This window comes from Rhizobium sp. WCS2018Hpa-16, from assembly GCF_031843705.1.
Classification (GTDB): domain Bacteria; phylum Pseudomonadota; class Alphaproteobacteria; order Rhizobiales; family Rhizobiaceae; genus Agrobacterium; species Agrobacterium tumefaciens_C.
Map to the genome: position 1 here is coordinate 1 of NZ_JAVTIX010000003.1, position 16,227 is coordinate 16,227.

Annotated in this window: 13 protein-coding genes; 4 read left to right on the forward strand and 9 right to left on the reverse strand. The window is 57.3% G+C overall.

Going from position 1 to position 16,227, the window contains the following annotated elements; genetic code table 11:
* Positions 1-449: 449 nt before the first annotated feature.
* A complete protein-coding gene (locus RQI55_RS11180) occupies positions 450-1,481 on the reverse strand; it encodes a LacI family DNA-binding transcriptional regulator (protein ID WP_042618941.1) in 1,032 nt (343 codons plus the stop codon).
* Positions 1,482-1,646: 165 nt separating this feature from the next.
* On the opposite strand from RQI55_RS11180, the gene RQI55_RS11185 reads away from it, so the two are divergent.
* Together RQI55_RS11185 and RQI55_RS11190 are read left to right on the forward strand one after the other, a co-directional pair.
* Positions 1,647-2,594, forward strand: a complete 948-nt coding sequence (locus RQI55_RS11185; protein ID WP_042618842.1) for a dihydrodipicolinate synthase family protein — start codon at positions 1,647-1,649, stop codon at positions 2,592-2,594.
* 197 nt (positions 2,595-2,791) lie between these two features.
* Positions 2,792-4,174, forward strand: coding sequence for an MFS transporter (locus RQI55_RS11190; RefSeq protein WP_042618843.1), 1,383 nt, complete (start codon positions 2,792-2,794; stop codon positions 4,172-4,174).
* Between the two features lie 107 nt (positions 4,175-4,281).
* On the opposite strand, the gene RQI55_RS11195 is transcribed toward RQI55_RS11190, so the two are convergent.
* From RQI55_RS11195 to RQI55_RS11230, 8 genes are all read right to left on the reverse strand, one after another.
* A complete protein-coding gene (locus tag RQI55_RS11195) occupies positions 4,282-5,475 on the reverse strand; it encodes an amidohydrolase family protein (protein ID WP_311272573.1) in 1,194 nt (397 codons plus the stop codon).
* Between the two features lie 58 nt (positions 5,476-5,533).
* Positions 5,534-6,499 carry an ABC transporter ATP-binding protein gene (locus RQI55_RS11200; RefSeq protein ID WP_042618845.1) on the reverse strand — a complete coding sequence of 322 codons (966 nt, stop codon included), beginning with the start codon at positions 6,497-6,499 and terminating at the stop codon, positions 5,534-5,536.
* Positions 6,496-7,482 (reverse strand): ABC transporter ATP-binding protein, encoded by a 987-nt coding sequence (locus RQI55_RS11205; protein ID WP_042618846.1) that lies wholly within the window; start codon positions 7,480-7,482, stop codon positions 6,496-6,498. Before RQI55_RS11205 ends, RQI55_RS11200 begins: the two co-directional genes overlap by 4 nt.
* Positions 7,479-8,972: an amidohydrolase family protein gene (locus RQI55_RS11210; protein ID WP_042618942.1), complete on the reverse strand. Its 1,494-nt coding sequence runs from the start codon at positions 8,970-8,972 to the stop codon at positions 7,479-7,481. Before RQI55_RS11210 ends, RQI55_RS11205 begins: the two co-directional genes overlap by 4 nt.
* Positions 8,972-10,165, reverse strand: coding sequence for an amidohydrolase family protein (locus tag RQI55_RS11215; RefSeq protein WP_042618847.1), 1,194 nt, complete (start codon positions 10,163-10,165; stop codon positions 8,972-8,974). The genes RQI55_RS11210 and RQI55_RS11215 overlap by 1 nt, the downstream gene beginning before the upstream one ends.
* A gap of 8 nt (positions 10,166-10,173) precedes the next feature.
* Positions 10,174-11,121 (reverse strand): ABC transporter permease, encoded by a 948-nt coding sequence (locus RQI55_RS11220; protein WP_042618848.1) that lies wholly within the window; start codon positions 11,119-11,121, stop codon positions 10,174-10,176.
* Positions 11,122-11,134: 13 nt separating this feature from the next.
* Entirely contained in the window at positions 11,135-12,100 is a 966-nt protein-coding gene (locus RQI55_RS11225) for an ABC transporter permease (protein WP_042618849.1), read from the reverse strand.
* A gap of 66 nt (positions 12,101-12,166) precedes the next feature.
* The gene (locus RQI55_RS11230) at positions 12,167-13,723 is read right to left on the reverse strand and encodes an ABC transporter substrate-binding protein (protein WP_409233722.1); all 1,557 of its coding nucleotides are present in this window, start codon (positions 13,721-13,723) and stop codon (positions 12,167-12,169) included.
* A 238-nt stretch (positions 13,724-13,961) separates the two neighbouring features.
* Here RQI55_RS11230 and RQI55_RS11235 point away from each other — a divergent pair, with 238 nt between their 5' ends.
* Positions 13,962-14,651: a GntR family transcriptional regulator gene (locus RQI55_RS11235; RefSeq protein WP_042618851.1), complete on the forward strand. Its 690-nt coding sequence runs from the start codon at positions 13,962-13,964 to the stop codon at positions 14,649-14,651.
* 49 nt (positions 14,652-14,700) lie between these two features.
* Positions 14,701-16,224 (forward strand): gamma-glutamyltransferase family protein, encoded by a 1,524-nt coding sequence (locus RQI55_RS11240; RefSeq protein WP_042618943.1) that lies wholly within the window; start codon positions 14,701-14,703, stop codon positions 16,222-16,224.
* Positions 16,225-16,227 lie beyond the last annotated feature (3 nt).

Below are 16,227 nucleotides of genomic sequence, written 5' to 3' on the forward strand. Positions count from 1 at the left end.
TCGTCAGGCTCATAACCTGAAGGCCGCAGGTTCAAATCCTGCCCCCGCAACCAAAAATATTGGTAAGCTCCCACTCGGCAAACCTCCTCAATAGTTCCTCTGCATACGCCTTGAGAAAGTTCGTGCGTCTGGCCTCAGAGGCAATGCGCTACGTCTTTTATGTCCATCGACGACATGATGGTCGCAATGTGCCGTGGACTTGCAGAGATGCCAGCTAATCGTCAGGTCCTTGGCCGATGATGCCCCTCTGGGTGAGGTCGCGCACGATTGGCATCAGGCGCTGTTTGGTGTGCTCATCGCCCTACGGGCGAGATAAAGGAACTTGCGGTTAGCAATCTCGGTCCTGGCGGTGACCTTGGACCCAATTTTCCTTCTGATTAGGTAGAGAGACAGAAAGAAAGGTGGCGACCCTCTCAGATCTGATTTGGGTGTGCGACGTTCAACAGCCTTCAAGACCTAGGCTTGGTCGAGCTCTTTCTGGGGATGAGCGTCGGAGCCGAGATGCGGATGCGATCCTCGCTTGCGGTTGTTCCGCTCGCGAGCAGATCCAGAGCGTTCGATCCGATCTGATCAAAAGGTACACGCAGCGTAGTTAGTGGTGTCGGAAGGTGGTTGACGATCGGAATGTCATTGTATCCCACAACGGAAACATCGCCAGGCACGGATAGCCCCATGCGTGACAGACCGGACAGGGCTCCGATGGCGGTGTTATCGTTGACGGCGAAGATTGCTGTCGGACGATCATGCAGGCCCATGAGTTGTTGAGCAGCATCGGCGCCAGCATCAATACCAAACGTAGAGGGGACGATGTACTCCATGCAGACAGATATGCCTGCCTCTTCTAGGGCCTGACGATAACCTTCTACACGTCCGATTGAGCTTGAAGCATATGACGGACCGGCAATCACTCCGATGCGTCGATGCCCCAGATCCAGCAGATGTCGTGTTGCAAGATATCCACCCAATCGATCATCACCAACAGAGGAGAGGCTTCGACCATCACCGCGCAGAGCCAGAACAAAAGGTATCCCTCGAGCCGTGAGGACCTCTGGGAAATCGTCGTCTTCACGCGCCGTCGACAAGATCAATCCATCGACGCCTCTTTTGAGAAGAGACTCTGCCGCAAGCCGGTCAGCTTTAGGCTTGTCGTCGGTCGTAGCGACAATGGCGAAGCGTCCTGTTTTGCTGCACGCCTTGGCCAACGATTCATAAAGCATCGCCATGACCGTATCCGTCAACCGAGGCACGATCACGCCAATTGTCATGGTGTTGCCGCGTCTCAAGCTCGCTGCCGAGACATCGCGCATATATCCCATTTCCTCCGCGATCTCTCGCACACGCCGGGACGTGGCATTGTCAGAACGGGGGAGGCGTTCATCGAGAATTCGCGACACCGTCGACTTGGACACCCCTGCGGCTGAGGCGACATCGAGGATGGTTACTCGTGGTTGACGGCCTGCCTCTTTAGACGCTGCTTCCATTTCTGTTTTTTTCGCCACGGTTATCCTCACATTCGCTAATGCGGACCATGCATTAAAAAAACTATTGACACCAGTAAAATCCAGATCGATGTTGGGAACGTTCCCATTACCGATCCCACCACTGATCGCAAGGCGGACAGTGGCTATCTGAGGAGGAGATATCCCATGCAAGCAATGGACATGAGAGGCCTCAGCCCCGCGCCGGTCACGGCATTTACCCGTGAAGGTGAAGTTGACTACGCGGCCAACGCCCGTATCGCGAAATGGCTTGCCGGAATGGATGGCGTAAAGAGCCTGGTCATTCTGGGCCACGCCGGCGAAGGAACATTCCTGACGGAAGAAGAGCGGCTCAAGCTTATTCGCACCTATGTCGAGGCTGTGGACGGCTGCATCCCGATCATCGCCGGTATCACTGGCGAAGGAACAAGGGTCGCCGCGCAAGAGGCAAAGAAGTGCAAGGCTGCTGGTGCGACAGGTGCGCTCGTCTATCCGAACCATGGCTGGCTGCGGTTTGGCTTTCAAAAAGGCGCGCCTCAGGATCGTTACAAGGCGATCTGGGAGGAATCCGGGCTTCAGTGCATCCTGTTCCAGTACCCTGATGTGACCAAAGCGTCCTATGACCTCGATACCCAGCTGGCGATCGCGACCCAGGAAGGCGTCGTTGCGACCAAGAACGGCGTGCGCAATATGAAGCGCTGGTACGTCGAAATTCCTGAGTTGAAAAAGGCCAACCCTAAACTTCAAATCCTCAGCTGCCATGATGAGTGGCTGTTGCCGACCATGTTTGATGTTGACGGCTTGCTGGTTGGTTACGGCAATATCGCTCCGGAATTGCTGATTGAGCTCATTAATGCAGGCAAGGCACAAAACTATCCTGAAGCGCGAAAGATTTTCGAGCGTTTGCTGCCGGTCACTCGCGCCGTCTATCACAGAGGCTCCCACATGGAGGGCACAGTTGCGCTCAAGCTCGGCCTCGTTCACCGAGGTGTGCTGGACCATGCAACCATTCGTGAGCCGCTGAAGAACCTCGGCGAAAAGGCCGAAGCTGAAATCTTTGCCGCCTTTGAAGCCGCAGGTATCGGCCGTGTCGAGCAATTGATGGCGGCTGAATAATGTTCGAAAGCCCCCGTTGAACAGGCGGGGGCTATTGAATGACGGGGAAGAAAATCTTGCCGCACATCAGGGAGTGATGTGATGCACCTGCGCAATCCGTGAAAGAGCGTGCCTGCCTGGTCGATTTCGGAATTTGAGACGATTGGTGCGGAAGGTTCGAGGCTAGGCCGGGAGTGGGCCAGCAAAGGGAGGAAATCATGAATATGGAACAAAGGATGACGGCGGCAACGCCGCTCGTTGATCCTCAAGCTGAAATCAGTGCACGCCTTGAACGATTGCCGGTAACCCGGGAGGTTTTCTGGGCTCGTAACATCGTCGGCGCCGCGACGTTTTTTGATGGCTATACCGTTATTGCCATTGCATATGCCATGCCTGTTCTGGTTCGTGAATGGAACCTCACCCCGGGACAAACCGGCATGATCCTTTCCATGGGCTATCTGGGGCAGCTCATCGGTGCGGTGTGCTTTGGCTGGATGGCCGAAAAGATCGGACGTCTCAAGGTCCTGCTGTTTACGATCCTGCTTTTCGTCAGCATGGACGTCGCTTGCCTCTTCGCCGCAGGCGCAGGAATGATGATGGCGTTTCGGTTTATTCAGGGAATTGGAACGGGTGGTGAAGTTCCTGTGGCCAGCGCCTACATCAACGAACTGATTGGCTCCAAAGGCCGCGGTCGTTTCTTTCTTCTGTACGAAGTGATGTTTTTGCTCGGACTCGTTGGTGCTGGCTTCATCGGATATTTCATGGTGCCGGTTTATGGCTGGAAAGCCATGTTTGTGGTCGGCCTCGTTCCTGCGATTTTGATGATACCGCTGCGTTGGTGCCTGCACGAATCTCCCCGGTGGCTGGTTGCCAATGGGCGCTATGAGGAAGCAGACAAGATCGTGACCAAATTTGAAAATAGCGCACGCTCGTCTGGCCACGAACTGCCCGAACCCAAGCTCTTAGCCGCTCCCTTGCGCCGTAAATCCGACTGGCGCGAACTGTTTCAAGGCATTTACCTCAAGCGCACACTCTCTATCTGGGCTATGTGGTTTTGTGCCTATATGGTTGCAAATGGCACGATTACCTGGCTTCCGACACTGTATCGACAGACCTTTAACCTGCCGCTCGAAACCAGCATCCTATACGGCTTCATGACGTCAGTCGGCGGGGTGATCGCAGCCATCATATGCGCACTGCTGATTGATCGGGTTGGACGCAAGCGCTGGTATGTAGGCGCACTGCTGCTCGCACCCATTCCGCTTGTCATTCTTGCCTGGTTGGGGGCAACATCGGCAACACAGGTTCTTATCCTCGCCGGGCTGGCATATGCCATTCTACAGACTGTGACGTTTTCGCTGTACCTCTATTCGGCGGAAATCTATCCAACCCGTTTGCGTGCCATTGGCACCGGGACGGGCAGCGCGTGGCTGCGCCTTGGATCGTCAGCGGGTCCGATTGCTGTTGGCTGGGTGATGTCTTCGATGGGTATCCAGTATGTGTTCGGCGCATTCGCGGTGATACTTCTTGTGGGTGCTCTCGTGACTGCGGTGTTTGCAGTGGAAACGAAGGGCAAGGTTCTGGAAGAGCTGTCTCCATAAACACTCGACACTAACCGCCTGTCCTTGACTGATCCTGCATGAAGTGCAGGGTCAATCATCGTTTCCAACACTGCGGCGTCGCCTACAACGAATTCCACGAATCGGTCTCACCAAATCACTTTGTTGCCATCTGCCACCATTTTCCCGCCTTTGAAGACCTTGCGATTTCTGGGAAATGCGACGACCGCTTGCGGGATGCACGTGGCCGAGAGCGTCACAAAATCAGCTTTTGCACCGACCTGAATTCCGTAATTATCGAGCCGAAGAGCTTTTGCGCTTTCGGTTGTGACGATGTCGAATGCAGCTTGCAGCTCCTCGTCGGTGTAGAAGCCGGAGCGGTAGCCGATGATTTCTGCGCGATGCAGCATGTCGCCGTCACCATAGGGCCACCAGGAATCGCGGATGTTGTCGCTACCGCTGAAGACGGTCACGCCTTCTTGGCGCAGCAGAGCAACGGGCGGAAAAGTGTGATTGCCGGGTGCATTTGTCATGATCGATACGCCACTTTTGGCGATGGTCGCAGCAATTTTGCGCGCCGCGTCCATGGGCAGGTCCCCAAGCCCATAGGCGTGGCTGATGGCGACATGGCCCTGCATGCCAAGCGCCACCGTGCGCGCACAAATTTCCTCGATTGTAAAAGCACCCATGCTTCCGGCATCGTGGAGATGGATATCCACGTCCACCCCGTGTTTTTCGGCAACGCCGAAGACCACATCGAGATGGCCGTTGACGTCTCGGTCGAAGCTCGCGGGGTCAAGACCGCCGACAAGGTTTGCGCCGAGTTTGATCGCTTCGTCGAGGAGTTCCGGTGTACCCGGGCTTTTCAAAATGCCGCTTTGGGGAAAAGCGACGAGCTGGATGTCGATGATGTCCTTATAGTCTTCACGAACCGCCAGAATGGTTTCCAGTGATTTCAGGCCGACGGAGCCATCCACCATGACGTGGCTGCGCATATGCAGCGTTCCATTGCCGATGCATAGATCGAGCTGGTCGCGTGCGCGTTTGTCCATCGGTGCAGCGATGGCCATGTTTTCCGCCTGGAATGCCACGCGCTCATGCACGTCGAAGCCGTTGGTGCAGGGGCGATGAGGCATCCATGTGTCGCCGTAGAAGCTGGTGTCCAGATGGATATGTCCTTCGACGAACCCCGGTACGAGCATGTCTCCGGCAATGTCGACAATGGAAGCTGAAGCGGCATTTGATCCGGCAGGTTCGATGGACGTAATCCGTCCCTGCTCGACAGTGACATCATGCAGCAGGCCGCAAGCCAGTTTGGCATTGGTGAAGACAGTCTTTGTCATGCTTATTAAACTCCTGAAGCAATCTATAACGTGTTCGACGTCGAAATGACGGCGCCTCCTAAAGCGGCGCCATGTGGCAGGCGACGACACCACCGCCGTGGCGCTCGCGTGAAATCGGGGCCTCCCGGCTGCAAATATCTGCGGCAAGGGGACAGCGTGGGTGAAAGGCGCAGCCTTTCGGTGGGTCGAGCGGGCTGGGTGGTTCTCCGCCCATCAATGCACGGTCGCGATTGGGGGAGCCGACATCCGGGATCGTCTGGAGCAGCAGCTTCGTGTAGGGATGCTGCGGATTGGCGAAGAGTGCTTCCGTATCCGCTTCTTCTACAATTCTCCCGAGATACATGACGGCAATCCGGTCTGCCATGTGACGCACGACGGCCAGGTTGTGGCTGATAAACAGGTAGGTTAGTCCAAGCTCGTCCTGAAGCTCTCGCATCAAATTGAGGATTTGCGCCTGCACGGAAACATCCAGCGCCGATGTCGGCTCGTCGCAGACAAGGAATTCCGGCTCGCTTGCCAGCGCCCGCGCAATGGAAATGCGCTGCCGCTGACCGCCGGAAAACTCATGCGGATACCGCCTGATGTCATCGGGCGAAAGACCCACGATCGTCAGCAGATCGGCAACACGCTCGGTAACGGCCTCTGGACTGTCACGAAGGCCGAATTCGCGGATGGGTTCGGCAATGATATCGCCAACGCGCCAGCGCGGGTTAAGGCTCGCATGCGGGTCCTGAAAGATCATCTGCGCTTCCATAGGCTTGCCGTCATTGGCAGGCGCAAAGACGATGGCACCCTCGGTTGGCGCGTATAGACCCGTCACCAGCCGCGCTACCGTCGATTTTCCGCATCCAGATTCCCCCACCAGTGCCAGGCACTTGCCTTTCTGGACAATGAAGGTGACATCCTGCACGGCGTGCAGATACCGTTTCGGCTTGCGCTCGATCATCCGGTTGAGCCAGGGCGTCGAGACATCGAACACCCGCGTCAATTGGTCAACTTCAAGCGCGTTCCGAGAGCTTCTCATGCGACACCTCCATCATGAAGCAGGCAGGCAACGGCACCGTTGGCTTGCGGAACCAGTGCCGGGCGGATTTTGTGACAGCGTGGACCGACCGAGCGACAGCGCGGATTGAAGGCGCAGCCATTGGGAATGGCATTAAGCCGTGGCATCGCGCCGTCGATCTGGGTAAGACGCTCGACACGCGCACCAAGCGCTGGAATGGAACCCATCAGGCCCTGCGTATAAGGATGCTTGGGGCGGGCGATGACATCTTCGACCGCGCCGATCTCAATGATGCGACCGGCATACATGACCGCCACACGGTCTGCGGTCTCAGCAATCACGCCCATGTCGTGCGTGACAAGCATCACGCCGGCACCCTGTTCCCGGCATAGCTTGCGCAGGAGGCTGGTGATCTGCGCCTGTATCGACACATCAAGCGCTGTCGTTGGCTCATCTGCGATAATCAGCTGCGGATTTCCTGCCAATGCCAAGGCGATGACAACGCGCTGACGCATGCCGCCGGAAAACTGGTGCGGATAATGGTCGATGCGCTCTTCAGCACCGGGAATGCCCACCTGTTGCAAAAGGTGAATACCGTGAAGACGTGCCTGCGCGCGGTTTCGGTCTGAATGCAGCCGGATGGTTTCTATAAGCTGCTGCCCGACGGAGAATAGGGGGTTGAGCGATGTCAGCGGGTCCTGAAATATAGCACCCACCATGCGACCCCGCACGTTCTCCATTTCCTCATTGCTCAGATTGTCTGTTCGTTTTCCACCAATATGGATTTCGCCGGATGCAACGCGCCCTGGCGGTTCGAGAAGGCCGAGAACGGCCATGCCGGTCATGGATTTCCCGGCACCGGATTCACCGACGACACCGAGAATCTCTCCTTTCGCGATCGTCAAAGATACATCGGACAATGCAGTCAGAACGCCACTGCGGGTCGGAAACTCGACAGACAGGCTTTTGACCTCAAGGGCGGGCGATGGGCTGGCAGTGTTCATGAAGACACCTCGCTTTGATGGGAGGGGTAGCTTGGCGGGAAAATGTCTTCCACCGGTGGATGGCCGAAGGTGCGCTCGGGATAGCGTTCGATCAGGCGGTCGAATTGCTGCTGCGCCTGGCCCCTCGCTGCTGCCAGATCGATCCCGGCGACTTGTCCATCACGCATGGAAAGCCGCCCATCGACGATTGTTGCGCGGGTTACGCGACCGGTTGCGCCATAGACGAGGGTCTGGATCGGATCAATGCGCGGCGCGATCATACGGTCTGCCATGTCGAACACGGCGATGTCAGCTTTGGCACCGGGCGCGAGACGTCCGAGATCAGATCGTTTCAGGGCATCTGCTCCGGCAAGGGTGGCTGCATCGTAGAAATCGGCTGCCGATCCGGCATCGCCACGTCCCTCCGCTATCCTGTTTGCCATCAAGCCAACGGCCATGTTCAACACCATGTCTGGCGGCGCCGTATCAGTCCCCATGCCGATGCGAATCCCTTTCTCCTTCAGTCGGGAGAAGGATTTCAGAGACGAGCCATGCCGCGCAGACACAAGCGGACAGTGGGCAACGGTCACGCCGTTTGCAGCATAGCGAGCCAGATCGTCGTCCGTCGCCACAGTCGCATGCGGTGCGATCAGGCGCGAAGAAAGCAAGCCCAGATTATCGAGCCACTGCGGGGCTGTGGTGCCATACAGCCGCTGAACGGTTTGCAACTCCATTTCTCCCTGCGCCATATGCAGGCGTACGGGCATGTCGAGATCATCGGCATAGGCAAATGTGAGGCGCAGGAGTTCCTGCGTGCAGGTTTCCACGCGGTCCGGTGCGAACATGCCGGAAATCAGACCATTGCCTTTGCCGTGAAGCGTTTTGGCAAAGGCTGCCGCATCAGAAAGCTCTCTAAGTCCCCGCTCTTCATCGAAGACCGGCTGCATGGCACCCGCTGGGTCAAGGATGACGCCGCCGCTGCGATAGGCCGGGCCGAGCCAGACACGGATGCCGAGGTCTTCTGCAGCGATGGCGGCAACCTCGAATTCGGAGACCGTTTCACCCCATGCGCGGTAGAAAAGCGATGCGATCGGCAGTGCCGATGTGATGCCGTTGAGCAGCAATTGCGCAAACGCGTAACGCTTCTGGAAAGCCAGCTCCTCTGGCGAATACATCTCATAGGCCCGAGCGGCGTAATCCGAAGGCCAGACGCGTCCTTTTTTCCAGCCCGGCTGGTTGTCCATGGCAAGCACGGTCGTGTCGAGATCGGACAGGGCATCGAGATCGACAAAGCCCGGACCGATAAGGGCTTCGCCCATGTCATAACGTGCGGACAATTCGCCTTCGAAGCGGGAGCCGACCCAGAGGATGCGGTCATTCTCGATGACGACTTCGCCGCTGGTGATGAGGCGTCTGCCTTCAGGCAGATCGGCAATGACGTAACGCGCAGCAAGCGCCCACCGACCGGGCGGACGTTTGCCGAGGGGCAGAGTGGACCAGTTTTCTTCCATCATGGTCGTGCTCTCAAGCTTGCGCCATCGCGTGCAACGATATTGCCAGCGGTGACAACCAGTTTGCGCGGCTGATGCGTGACAATCGCTTCGCCGACGCTCTCACCTTCGACTAGAACGACGTCGCCCCGACCGCCCACCTCAAGCGCGTGTGCCGGGCGGTCCATCGCCAAAGCACCGCCGGTGGTGCAAACATCGAGCGCCATGGCAAGCTCATCATCACGGCGCAGATTGTTCTTCATGCCCAGCAGCATGGCGCGTTCCAGCATGTCTCCGTTGCCATACGGCCCCCATGTGTCGCGAAAGCCGTCGACGCCGGCACCGAAGCGCACGCCCGCAGCATGCAGGCGTTTCAGAGACGGCACTTCTCGGGAAGGCGGGGCGGTGGTAAAAATAGGGACGTCGAGCTCGGCGCATGTGGCGATCAGTGCTTGAGACACGTTCCAGTCGGGAAGACCAAGGCAGAAGGCATGGCTGACCGCGACCTTGCCCTGCATGCCCATGGCGCGGATGCGCTCGAAGATCATCTCCATGGAGAAAGCGCCAAGCTCTCCGCCTTCATGCAGATGGATATCGATGCCTTTTCCGTATTTGTCGGCAATCGCGAAGATCGTATCGAGATGGCCTTTCGGATCGCGATCCATGCCGCACGGATCGAGCCCGCCGACCAGATCGGCACCCATTTCCATGGCCTTGTCCAGCAGTTCGGCGGTGCCGGGTCTGCGCATCAGTCCGGATTGTGGGAAAGCGACGATTTCGATTTCAACAACGCCGGCAAGCTGACGCCGCGTTTCCATGACACCTTCCAGTGCGACCAGGCCCTGGTCGGTATCGATATCGACATGAGTGCGGATCAGCGTCGTGCCGTAACCGACCGACTGCAATGACTGCCGCATTGACTGAACGTGTGCGTCGAGACCGTATTCACGCTTTACTGCGCGCTCATTGTCGATCTTGTCGATCAAACGCGGGCCAACAGTGTTGACGTACCATGGATAGCCCAGCAGCGATTTGTCGAGATGGGTGTGGGCATCGACAAGACCGGGAATGGCGATGCGACCACCTGCATCCTCGACAGCGACGCCATCGGCGGTGAGATTTTCACCCATATCGGCAATGCGCCCATCCTTGATCAGGATATCGGCCTTTGCGCCGCCCATGGGTCTAGCATTGGTAATCAAAAGATCAGTCATCAGATGCCTCAGCGTAATTTCGGGTTAAGGGCGTCGCGCAACCAGTCACCGAGCACGTTGATGGAGACAACGAGCAGACAGAGCTGGAGGCCGGGGAAAAGGACGATCCACCACAGACCTGAAAACAGATATTGATTGCCGATACGGATCAGCGTCCCCAGCGATGGCTGTTCCGGCGGCATGCCAACGCCCAGGAAAGACAGCGTCGCCTCGATCAGTATGCCAAGACCGAAGTTCAGCGTTGCTGTGACCAGCAGGGGTGTCGTGGTGTTGGGAAGGATGTGCTTCAGCATGATGCGCCATGTCGGCACGCGGATCAGTCTCGCCGCCTGCACATATTCCTTGTTGCGCTCGACCATGGTCTGCGCCCGCACTGTCCGTGCATATTGCACCCACGCAGACAGCGAGATCGCAAAGACGATGACGCCTGATGCCCCTGCTTCACGCAGATAGGGCGGCAGCATCTGCCGGGCGAGTGCGGAGACGAGAATGGCGATGAGCATTGTCGGCATGGATAAAAGTACATCGCCTGCGCGCATCAAAAGACTGTCGGCCCATTTGCCGTGGTAGCCGGCAATCAAGCCGAGCGTCGAGCCGACGATCAGCGATACGGCTACAGAGGCCGCACCGATGATGATGGATGCCCGCGATCCATAAAGGATGGCCGACAACAGATCGCGGCCCTGAACGTCGGTACCGAGAATGTATGGCCACTGGCCGTCTTCCATCCATATCGGTGGGATCTCGGCGTTCAGAAGATCGAGAGAGGCCAGATCATAGGGGTTCTGCACCGTAAATAACGGGGCCAGAAAGGCTGACGCGATCAGCACCAAAAGCATGAGGGCGGCAATGATCGCGGATGGGTGATGGGTAAAGCTCCACCCCAGATCGGATTGCAGTAATCGTGAAAAGCGCGATGGTCTGGTCGTTGTTTGTGTTGGCTCGATGGCGGTCATGGGTTGGCTCCTGTCACGCGGCGCGTAGACGCGGGTCGATGACCGCATAGGCGATGTCGACGAAGGTATTCAGCGTAACGAAAATGAAGGATACGATGCACAGATAGGCCGCCATGACCGGGATGTCGACGAAGGTGACAGCCTGCATGAACAGCATTCCCATGCCAGGCCACTGGAAAACCGTTTCAGTAACGAGCGCAAAAGCAATGAGATTGCCGACCTGCATGGCGGTCAGGGTAACAACAGGCATCAGGCAGTTCTTGAGCGCGTGGCGAAACCAGAGCGCTCGCCTTTTCACGCCGCGTGCACGGGCAAATTTGATGAAGTCTGCTCTTAAAGTTTCCAGCATTTCCGCCCGAACCAGCCGCATGACGAGCGTGATCTGGAAAAGGGAGAGCGACAGCGACGGAAGGATGACAGCGGCGCGGCCAGAAGGCGTCAACAGCCCCGTGGACCACCAGCCGATGCGCACCACATCGCCCCGCCCATAGCCGGGCAACCAGCCAAGCGTGACGGAAAAGACGAGGATGAGGAGAATGCCGACGAGAAAGCTGGGCAGGGAAACGCCTATGATAGAGCTGAACTGAAGGCTTTCCGCCCACCATTTTCCACGGCCGATTGCGGTGAAAACACCCAGCGGTATGCCGATAACGAGGGACAGGATGGTGGCAATGATGACCAGTTCGAAGGTGGCTGGAAATCGCTCTGCAATAAGACCCAGAACGGACTGCTGGTTGCGCCAGGACAGGCCGAATTCACCCTGCGCAGCGTTTGCGACAAAGCGAACATATTGGACGAGGAAGCCATCGTTCAGGCCAAGGCGTCCGCGCAATTCATCGCGGTCAACCTGGGTGGCGCTTTCGTTCACCATCATCTCGACGGGATCTCCGAGGAACCGGAAGATGAGAAAGGCAAAGAAAGCAACCGTCAGCATCACGAGAACGGCATTGCCGATCCGCTTGATGAGGAAAGCAAGCATGGTGAAATGTCCTTGATCTGGCCCACGCGAAGGAAGGTCCCCGCCACAATATTGGCGGGGATCGGCTTACATTTTCACCAGCCACAAACGGGGCAGGTTATCCGAAAACAGCGGGAAGTCGGCAATCTTGGCGCTTGTGGCCCAGGCCAGCGGTTGCTGGTGAAGCGGGATCATCAGTGCATGATCCTTTGCGATCTTCAGTGATTGTGCTTCCAGTGCAAGGCGTTTGGTCGTGTCGAGTTCGACTGCTGAGGCCTCCGTCACCTTGTCGAATTCCTTATCCGACCAGCCACCCCAGTTGAAAATGCCGAACGAACCTTCCTTGGTGTGCAGAACCTGCGATGTCAGGCTGTAGGCATCCAGCATGGGCAACGTGGCCCAGCCGAGTGTATAGACGTCCACCTTGCCCGCAGATCGTTTCGGGGTCTGAACGGCGCGCGTGCCTTGGTCCAGTTTCGGCTTGAGACCAACACGCGACCACATGGACGCGACGGCCTGGCACATCTGTTCTTCGTTGACCAAAGTGTCAGCGCAGTTGATTTCAAACTCGAAACCTTCAGCACCTGCTTCTTTGAGAAGTGCTTTCGCCTTTTCGGGATCGGCCTTGACCGGTTGGTCGAGTGCGGCATCATATCCTGGTATCTGTGGCGCCACGAGAGCGCCGGCATTGCGGGACTTGCCGCGCATCACGCGTTTCTGGATCAGATCCAGATCAATAGCGAGCTGCATGGCCTGACGAACGCGCAGATCCTTCATCGGGTTGGGCGCACCCGATAGTAACTGGTCACGCTGGCTGAACCCGATCATGACGGTGCGCAGATCGGTTCCTTCAAGAAGCTTCACCTGCCCGGAGGCTGCTTCAAGCCGCGGCAAGTCCTGCACCGGTGCCTGATCGGTAAAGTCGATATCACCGGACAGAAGTGCGGCTACGCGCGTGGCGCTGGAGGCAATCGGCGTCAGCTCGATGCGGTCGATGTTGTGCTGTGGCTTGTCCCACCAGCCGTCATATTTCACGAAAACGGTTTTTGCGTCCGGCTGGCGGCTTTCCACCTTGAAGGGGCCGGTGCCGTTCTCATTATAGGTGGCGTAACCTTCGGTGCCAGAGCCAACATCGGTCGGCGCTTCAGCATTATTGTCCTTCAGCCAGCCCGCATCAAAAATGTAGATCGTGGTCAAATCGTTGAGAAGCAACGGATAGTTGGCCGATACGTCGATCTCGATTGTGTGGGCATCGATGACGCGGGAGCCCTTATAGGCGGGTATGTTACCGCGAAGGGGTGATTTCGGGTTTGTCGCACGCACGAGCGATGCCTGCACATCGTCTGCCGTGAAATCGGCTCCATTGTGGAATTTCACACCTTCTCGGAGTTTGAAGCGCCACGTGGTGGGTGAGATGATTTCATAGGATGTTGCAAGTGCAGGTTCGATCTTCAGGTTTCGGTCATAGCGCATCAATCCTTCGTAGGAGTGGTTGAGCACGCCAAGAGCAAAACTGTCGCCGTAGGAATATGGGTCGAGCGAACTGATATCGCGGGATGCGCCCCATTTTAAGGTAGCCGCAGACGATGGCATGGCGAGCGCCAGCAGTGCCGCCCCGGCCATCAAAGTTCTGGAAAATTGCATTTATAGATCCCCTCGGATTGCATTCAATCCTGTCGGCAATTTGCCGCGTTTCGGACTGAATGCTGTTGAAACCCGTAGCTGCAAACGGCCTAGTAGCTCTTTTTTGCAAACTATGATCAACGCTAATTCAGCAAGAATGCAAAAGCAATAGAAAATTGCATGCAATTTATGGGTATGGATTTTCCGATTTACCCATGCGATATGGAGAGAAATTGCATCCAGACAAAGAGCGCATTTTATGTCGACAAATCTCAGCAGAAGCGACGCGATCTACGCCTCTCTTCGCCGCGCCATTCTTGAGCAGGCGTTGAAGCCGGGAACAAAGTTGCCAGAGGATTCCATCGGCGACACATTCGGTGTCAGCCGAACCAGCGCCCGAAACGCTTTGTTGCGCCTTGCCTCGGATGGTTTGGTGGAGATCAAACCCAATCGCGGTGCAGCGGTTGCCATGCCAACATTGGAAGAGGCGGAAGAGGTCTTTGCGTTGAGGCGCTGCCTTGAGCGGGAAGTGATAGGCCGCCTGTGCAAGCGCATGCCAAGAGACGGCATCGATGCTTTGATCAGTCATGTGCATGAAGAGGAGCGCGCTCTACAGGCATCGTCTCCACGGTCTATCCGGCTTGCTGGTGAGTTCCACATTCTGCTCGCCGAACTGACGGGCTCCAAGCTACTGATCGATTTCATCAGCCAGATTGTTTCGCGCTCCTCGCTCATTCTCGCGCGTTTCGGACGCCCGCACTCTGCCGAATGCGGCATCGATGAGCATGTCCAGTTGATCGAGGCATTGAAAAACCTCGATGCCGAGACGGCAACCCGGATCATGGATCATCACCTTCATGCCGTCGAAGACCGTGCCAAGGTGGACGACAAGGACGATGGTCCCGACATCACCGAGATTCTCAGCCGTTACATTTCCGTATCCGATTAGGAGCATCATGCGGCAGTCGGAAAACACGTTGGCCCGCTCGAATAAGGGCATGATCACAACGCCGCATCACACCGCGAGTGAAGCGGGTGCGAAGGTCTTGCGGCGGGGAGGAACGGCGATCGAGGCTGTGATTGCCGCCGGTGCCGCGCTGACCGTCCTCTACCCGCATTTTTGCGGGTTAGGCGGAGATGCGGTGTGGATCGTGGCGGATGGTTCCGGTCGTCGGCAGACGATCATGGGCATCGGTCAGGCTGCGGAGCATCTGCCTGTGCTGGATACCATTCCGAGCCGCGGCCCGCTCTCGGCGCTGACAACAGCAGCACTTGTCGATAGTTGGGGCGAGGCATTGCGGTACTCCTGCGAAAATTGGCAGGGAACCGAGAGCATGGGCACATTGCTGGCGGACGCGATTGAATTGGCCGCAGAGGGGTTTCCTGTCAGCCAATCGCAAAAGCACTGGCATGAATTTCGTGCAGCCGAAATTTCCACATGGCCTGGCGTCGCCACCCATTTCCCGGCTGAAGGTGTTCAGCGGCAACCGCAACTGGCTGCCGTTCTGGAACGGATCGCTCTTTATGGCCACCGGGAGTTTTACGAGGGCGAACTTGCCAGACGCATCGTCAGCGGTCTTGAGGCAGCAGGCAGCCCTATTCGCCTCAGCGACATGCGAAAGACTGCTGCGCAAACGGTCGAACCCATCTCCATGACCTATCGTGGCGTCGAACTTCTCGCACCGCCGCCGCCAACGCAAGGCATAACCACGCTCGCCATCATGGGAATCCTCGCGCATTTTGAGATGGGCAATGTCGAGCCGTCCTCAGCCGAGTTTTATCATCTGTGCGTCGAGGCAGTGAAGCAGGCCTTCCTTGACCGTGGTGCCATTGCCGACCCCGATTTCGTGGCGCAGGCGTGCGCTGACGTGTTGAGTGACACAGCACTCTCGCGCAAGGCGGCAGCCATTGACCGGCATGTCGCCAAGCCATGGCCCGCAGTTCATCAGACCGGTGACACGGTCTACCTCGCTGCAGTGGATCATGAGGGTCGTTGCGCCAGCGTTCTTCAAAGCACCTATTACGATTGGGGAAGCGGCGTGCTGGTGGGCGACACCGGCATTCTCTGGCAAAATCGCGGTGCAGCCTTCAGCACGGATCCGACAAGCCTCAACAAGCTCGCCCCGGGTAAAAGACCATTCTACACGCTCAATCCGGGCATCGGTCTGAAACATGGCAAGCCACATCTTCTCTACGGAACGCAAGGGGCCGATGGGCAACCTCAGACGCTGGCACTGCTGCTGAGTCTTCTGATCGACCATGGTTTCGACCCGCTTTCGGCACTTTCTGCGCCCCGGTTTCTGCTTGGGCGAACCTTTTCCGATAGCCGGGATAATCTCAAGATCGAGTCATCGATTGGTGAAGAGGTTATCGGGGCACTGCATTCCATGGGCCACGAAACCATTGCGATTCCCGCACTCAGCGCGCTTGCCGGGCAAGCGGGGATTATCCGAATGAACAGTGAAGGTGGGATCGACGGTGCGCATGATCCGCGCAGCGATGGCATCGCCATCGGTATTTGAGGG

Coding starts and splice junctions, on each gene's coding strand:
- RQI55_RS11190 (WP_042618843.1), top strand. CDS start 2,792: ATGAATATGGAACAAAGGATGACGGCGGCAACGCCGCTCGTTGATCCT.
- RQI55_RS11210 (WP_042618942.1), bottom strand. CDS start 8,972: ATGGAAGAAAACTGGTCCACTCTGCCCCTCGGCAAACGTCCGCCCGGT.
- RQI55_RS11195 (WP_311272573.1), bottom strand. CDS start 5,475: ATGACAAAGACTGTCTTCACCAATGCCAAACTGGCTTGCGGCCTGCTG.
- RQI55_RS11225 (WP_042618849.1), bottom strand. CDS start 12,100: ATGCTTGCTTTCCTCATCAAGCGGATCGGCAATGCCGTTCTCGTGATG.
- RQI55_RS11215 (WP_042618847.1), bottom strand. CDS start 10,165: ATGACTGATCTTTTGATTACCAATGCTAGACCCATGGGCGGCGCAAAG.
- RQI55_RS11235 (WP_042618851.1), top strand. CDS start 13,962: ATGTCGACAAATCTCAGCAGAAGCGACGCGATCTACGCCTCTCTTCGC.
- RQI55_RS11240 (WP_042618943.1), top strand. CDS start 14,701: ATGATCACAACGCCGCATCACACCGCGAGTGAAGCGGGTGCGAAGGTC.
- RQI55_RS11200 (WP_042618845.1), bottom strand. CDS start 6,499: ATGAGAAGCTCTCGGAACGCGCTTGAAGTTGACCAATTGACGCGGGTG.
- RQI55_RS11205 (WP_042618846.1), bottom strand. CDS start 7,482: ATGAACACTGCCAGCCCATCGCCCGCCCTTGAGGTCAAAAGCCTGTCT.
- RQI55_RS11230 (WP_409233722.1), bottom strand. CDS start 13,723: ATGCAATTTTCCAGAACTTTGATGGCCGGGGCGGCACTGCTGGCGCTC.
- RQI55_RS11185 (WP_042618842.1), top strand. CDS start 1,647: ATGCAAGCAATGGACATGAGAGGCCTCAGCCCCGCGCCGGTCACGGCA.
- RQI55_RS11220 (WP_042618848.1), bottom strand. CDS start 11,121: ATGACCGCCATCGAGCCAACACAAACAACGACCAGACCATCGCGCTTT.
- RQI55_RS11180 (WP_042618941.1), bottom strand. CDS start 1,481: ATGGAAGCAGCGTCTAAAGAGGCAGGCCGTCAACCACGAGTAACCATC.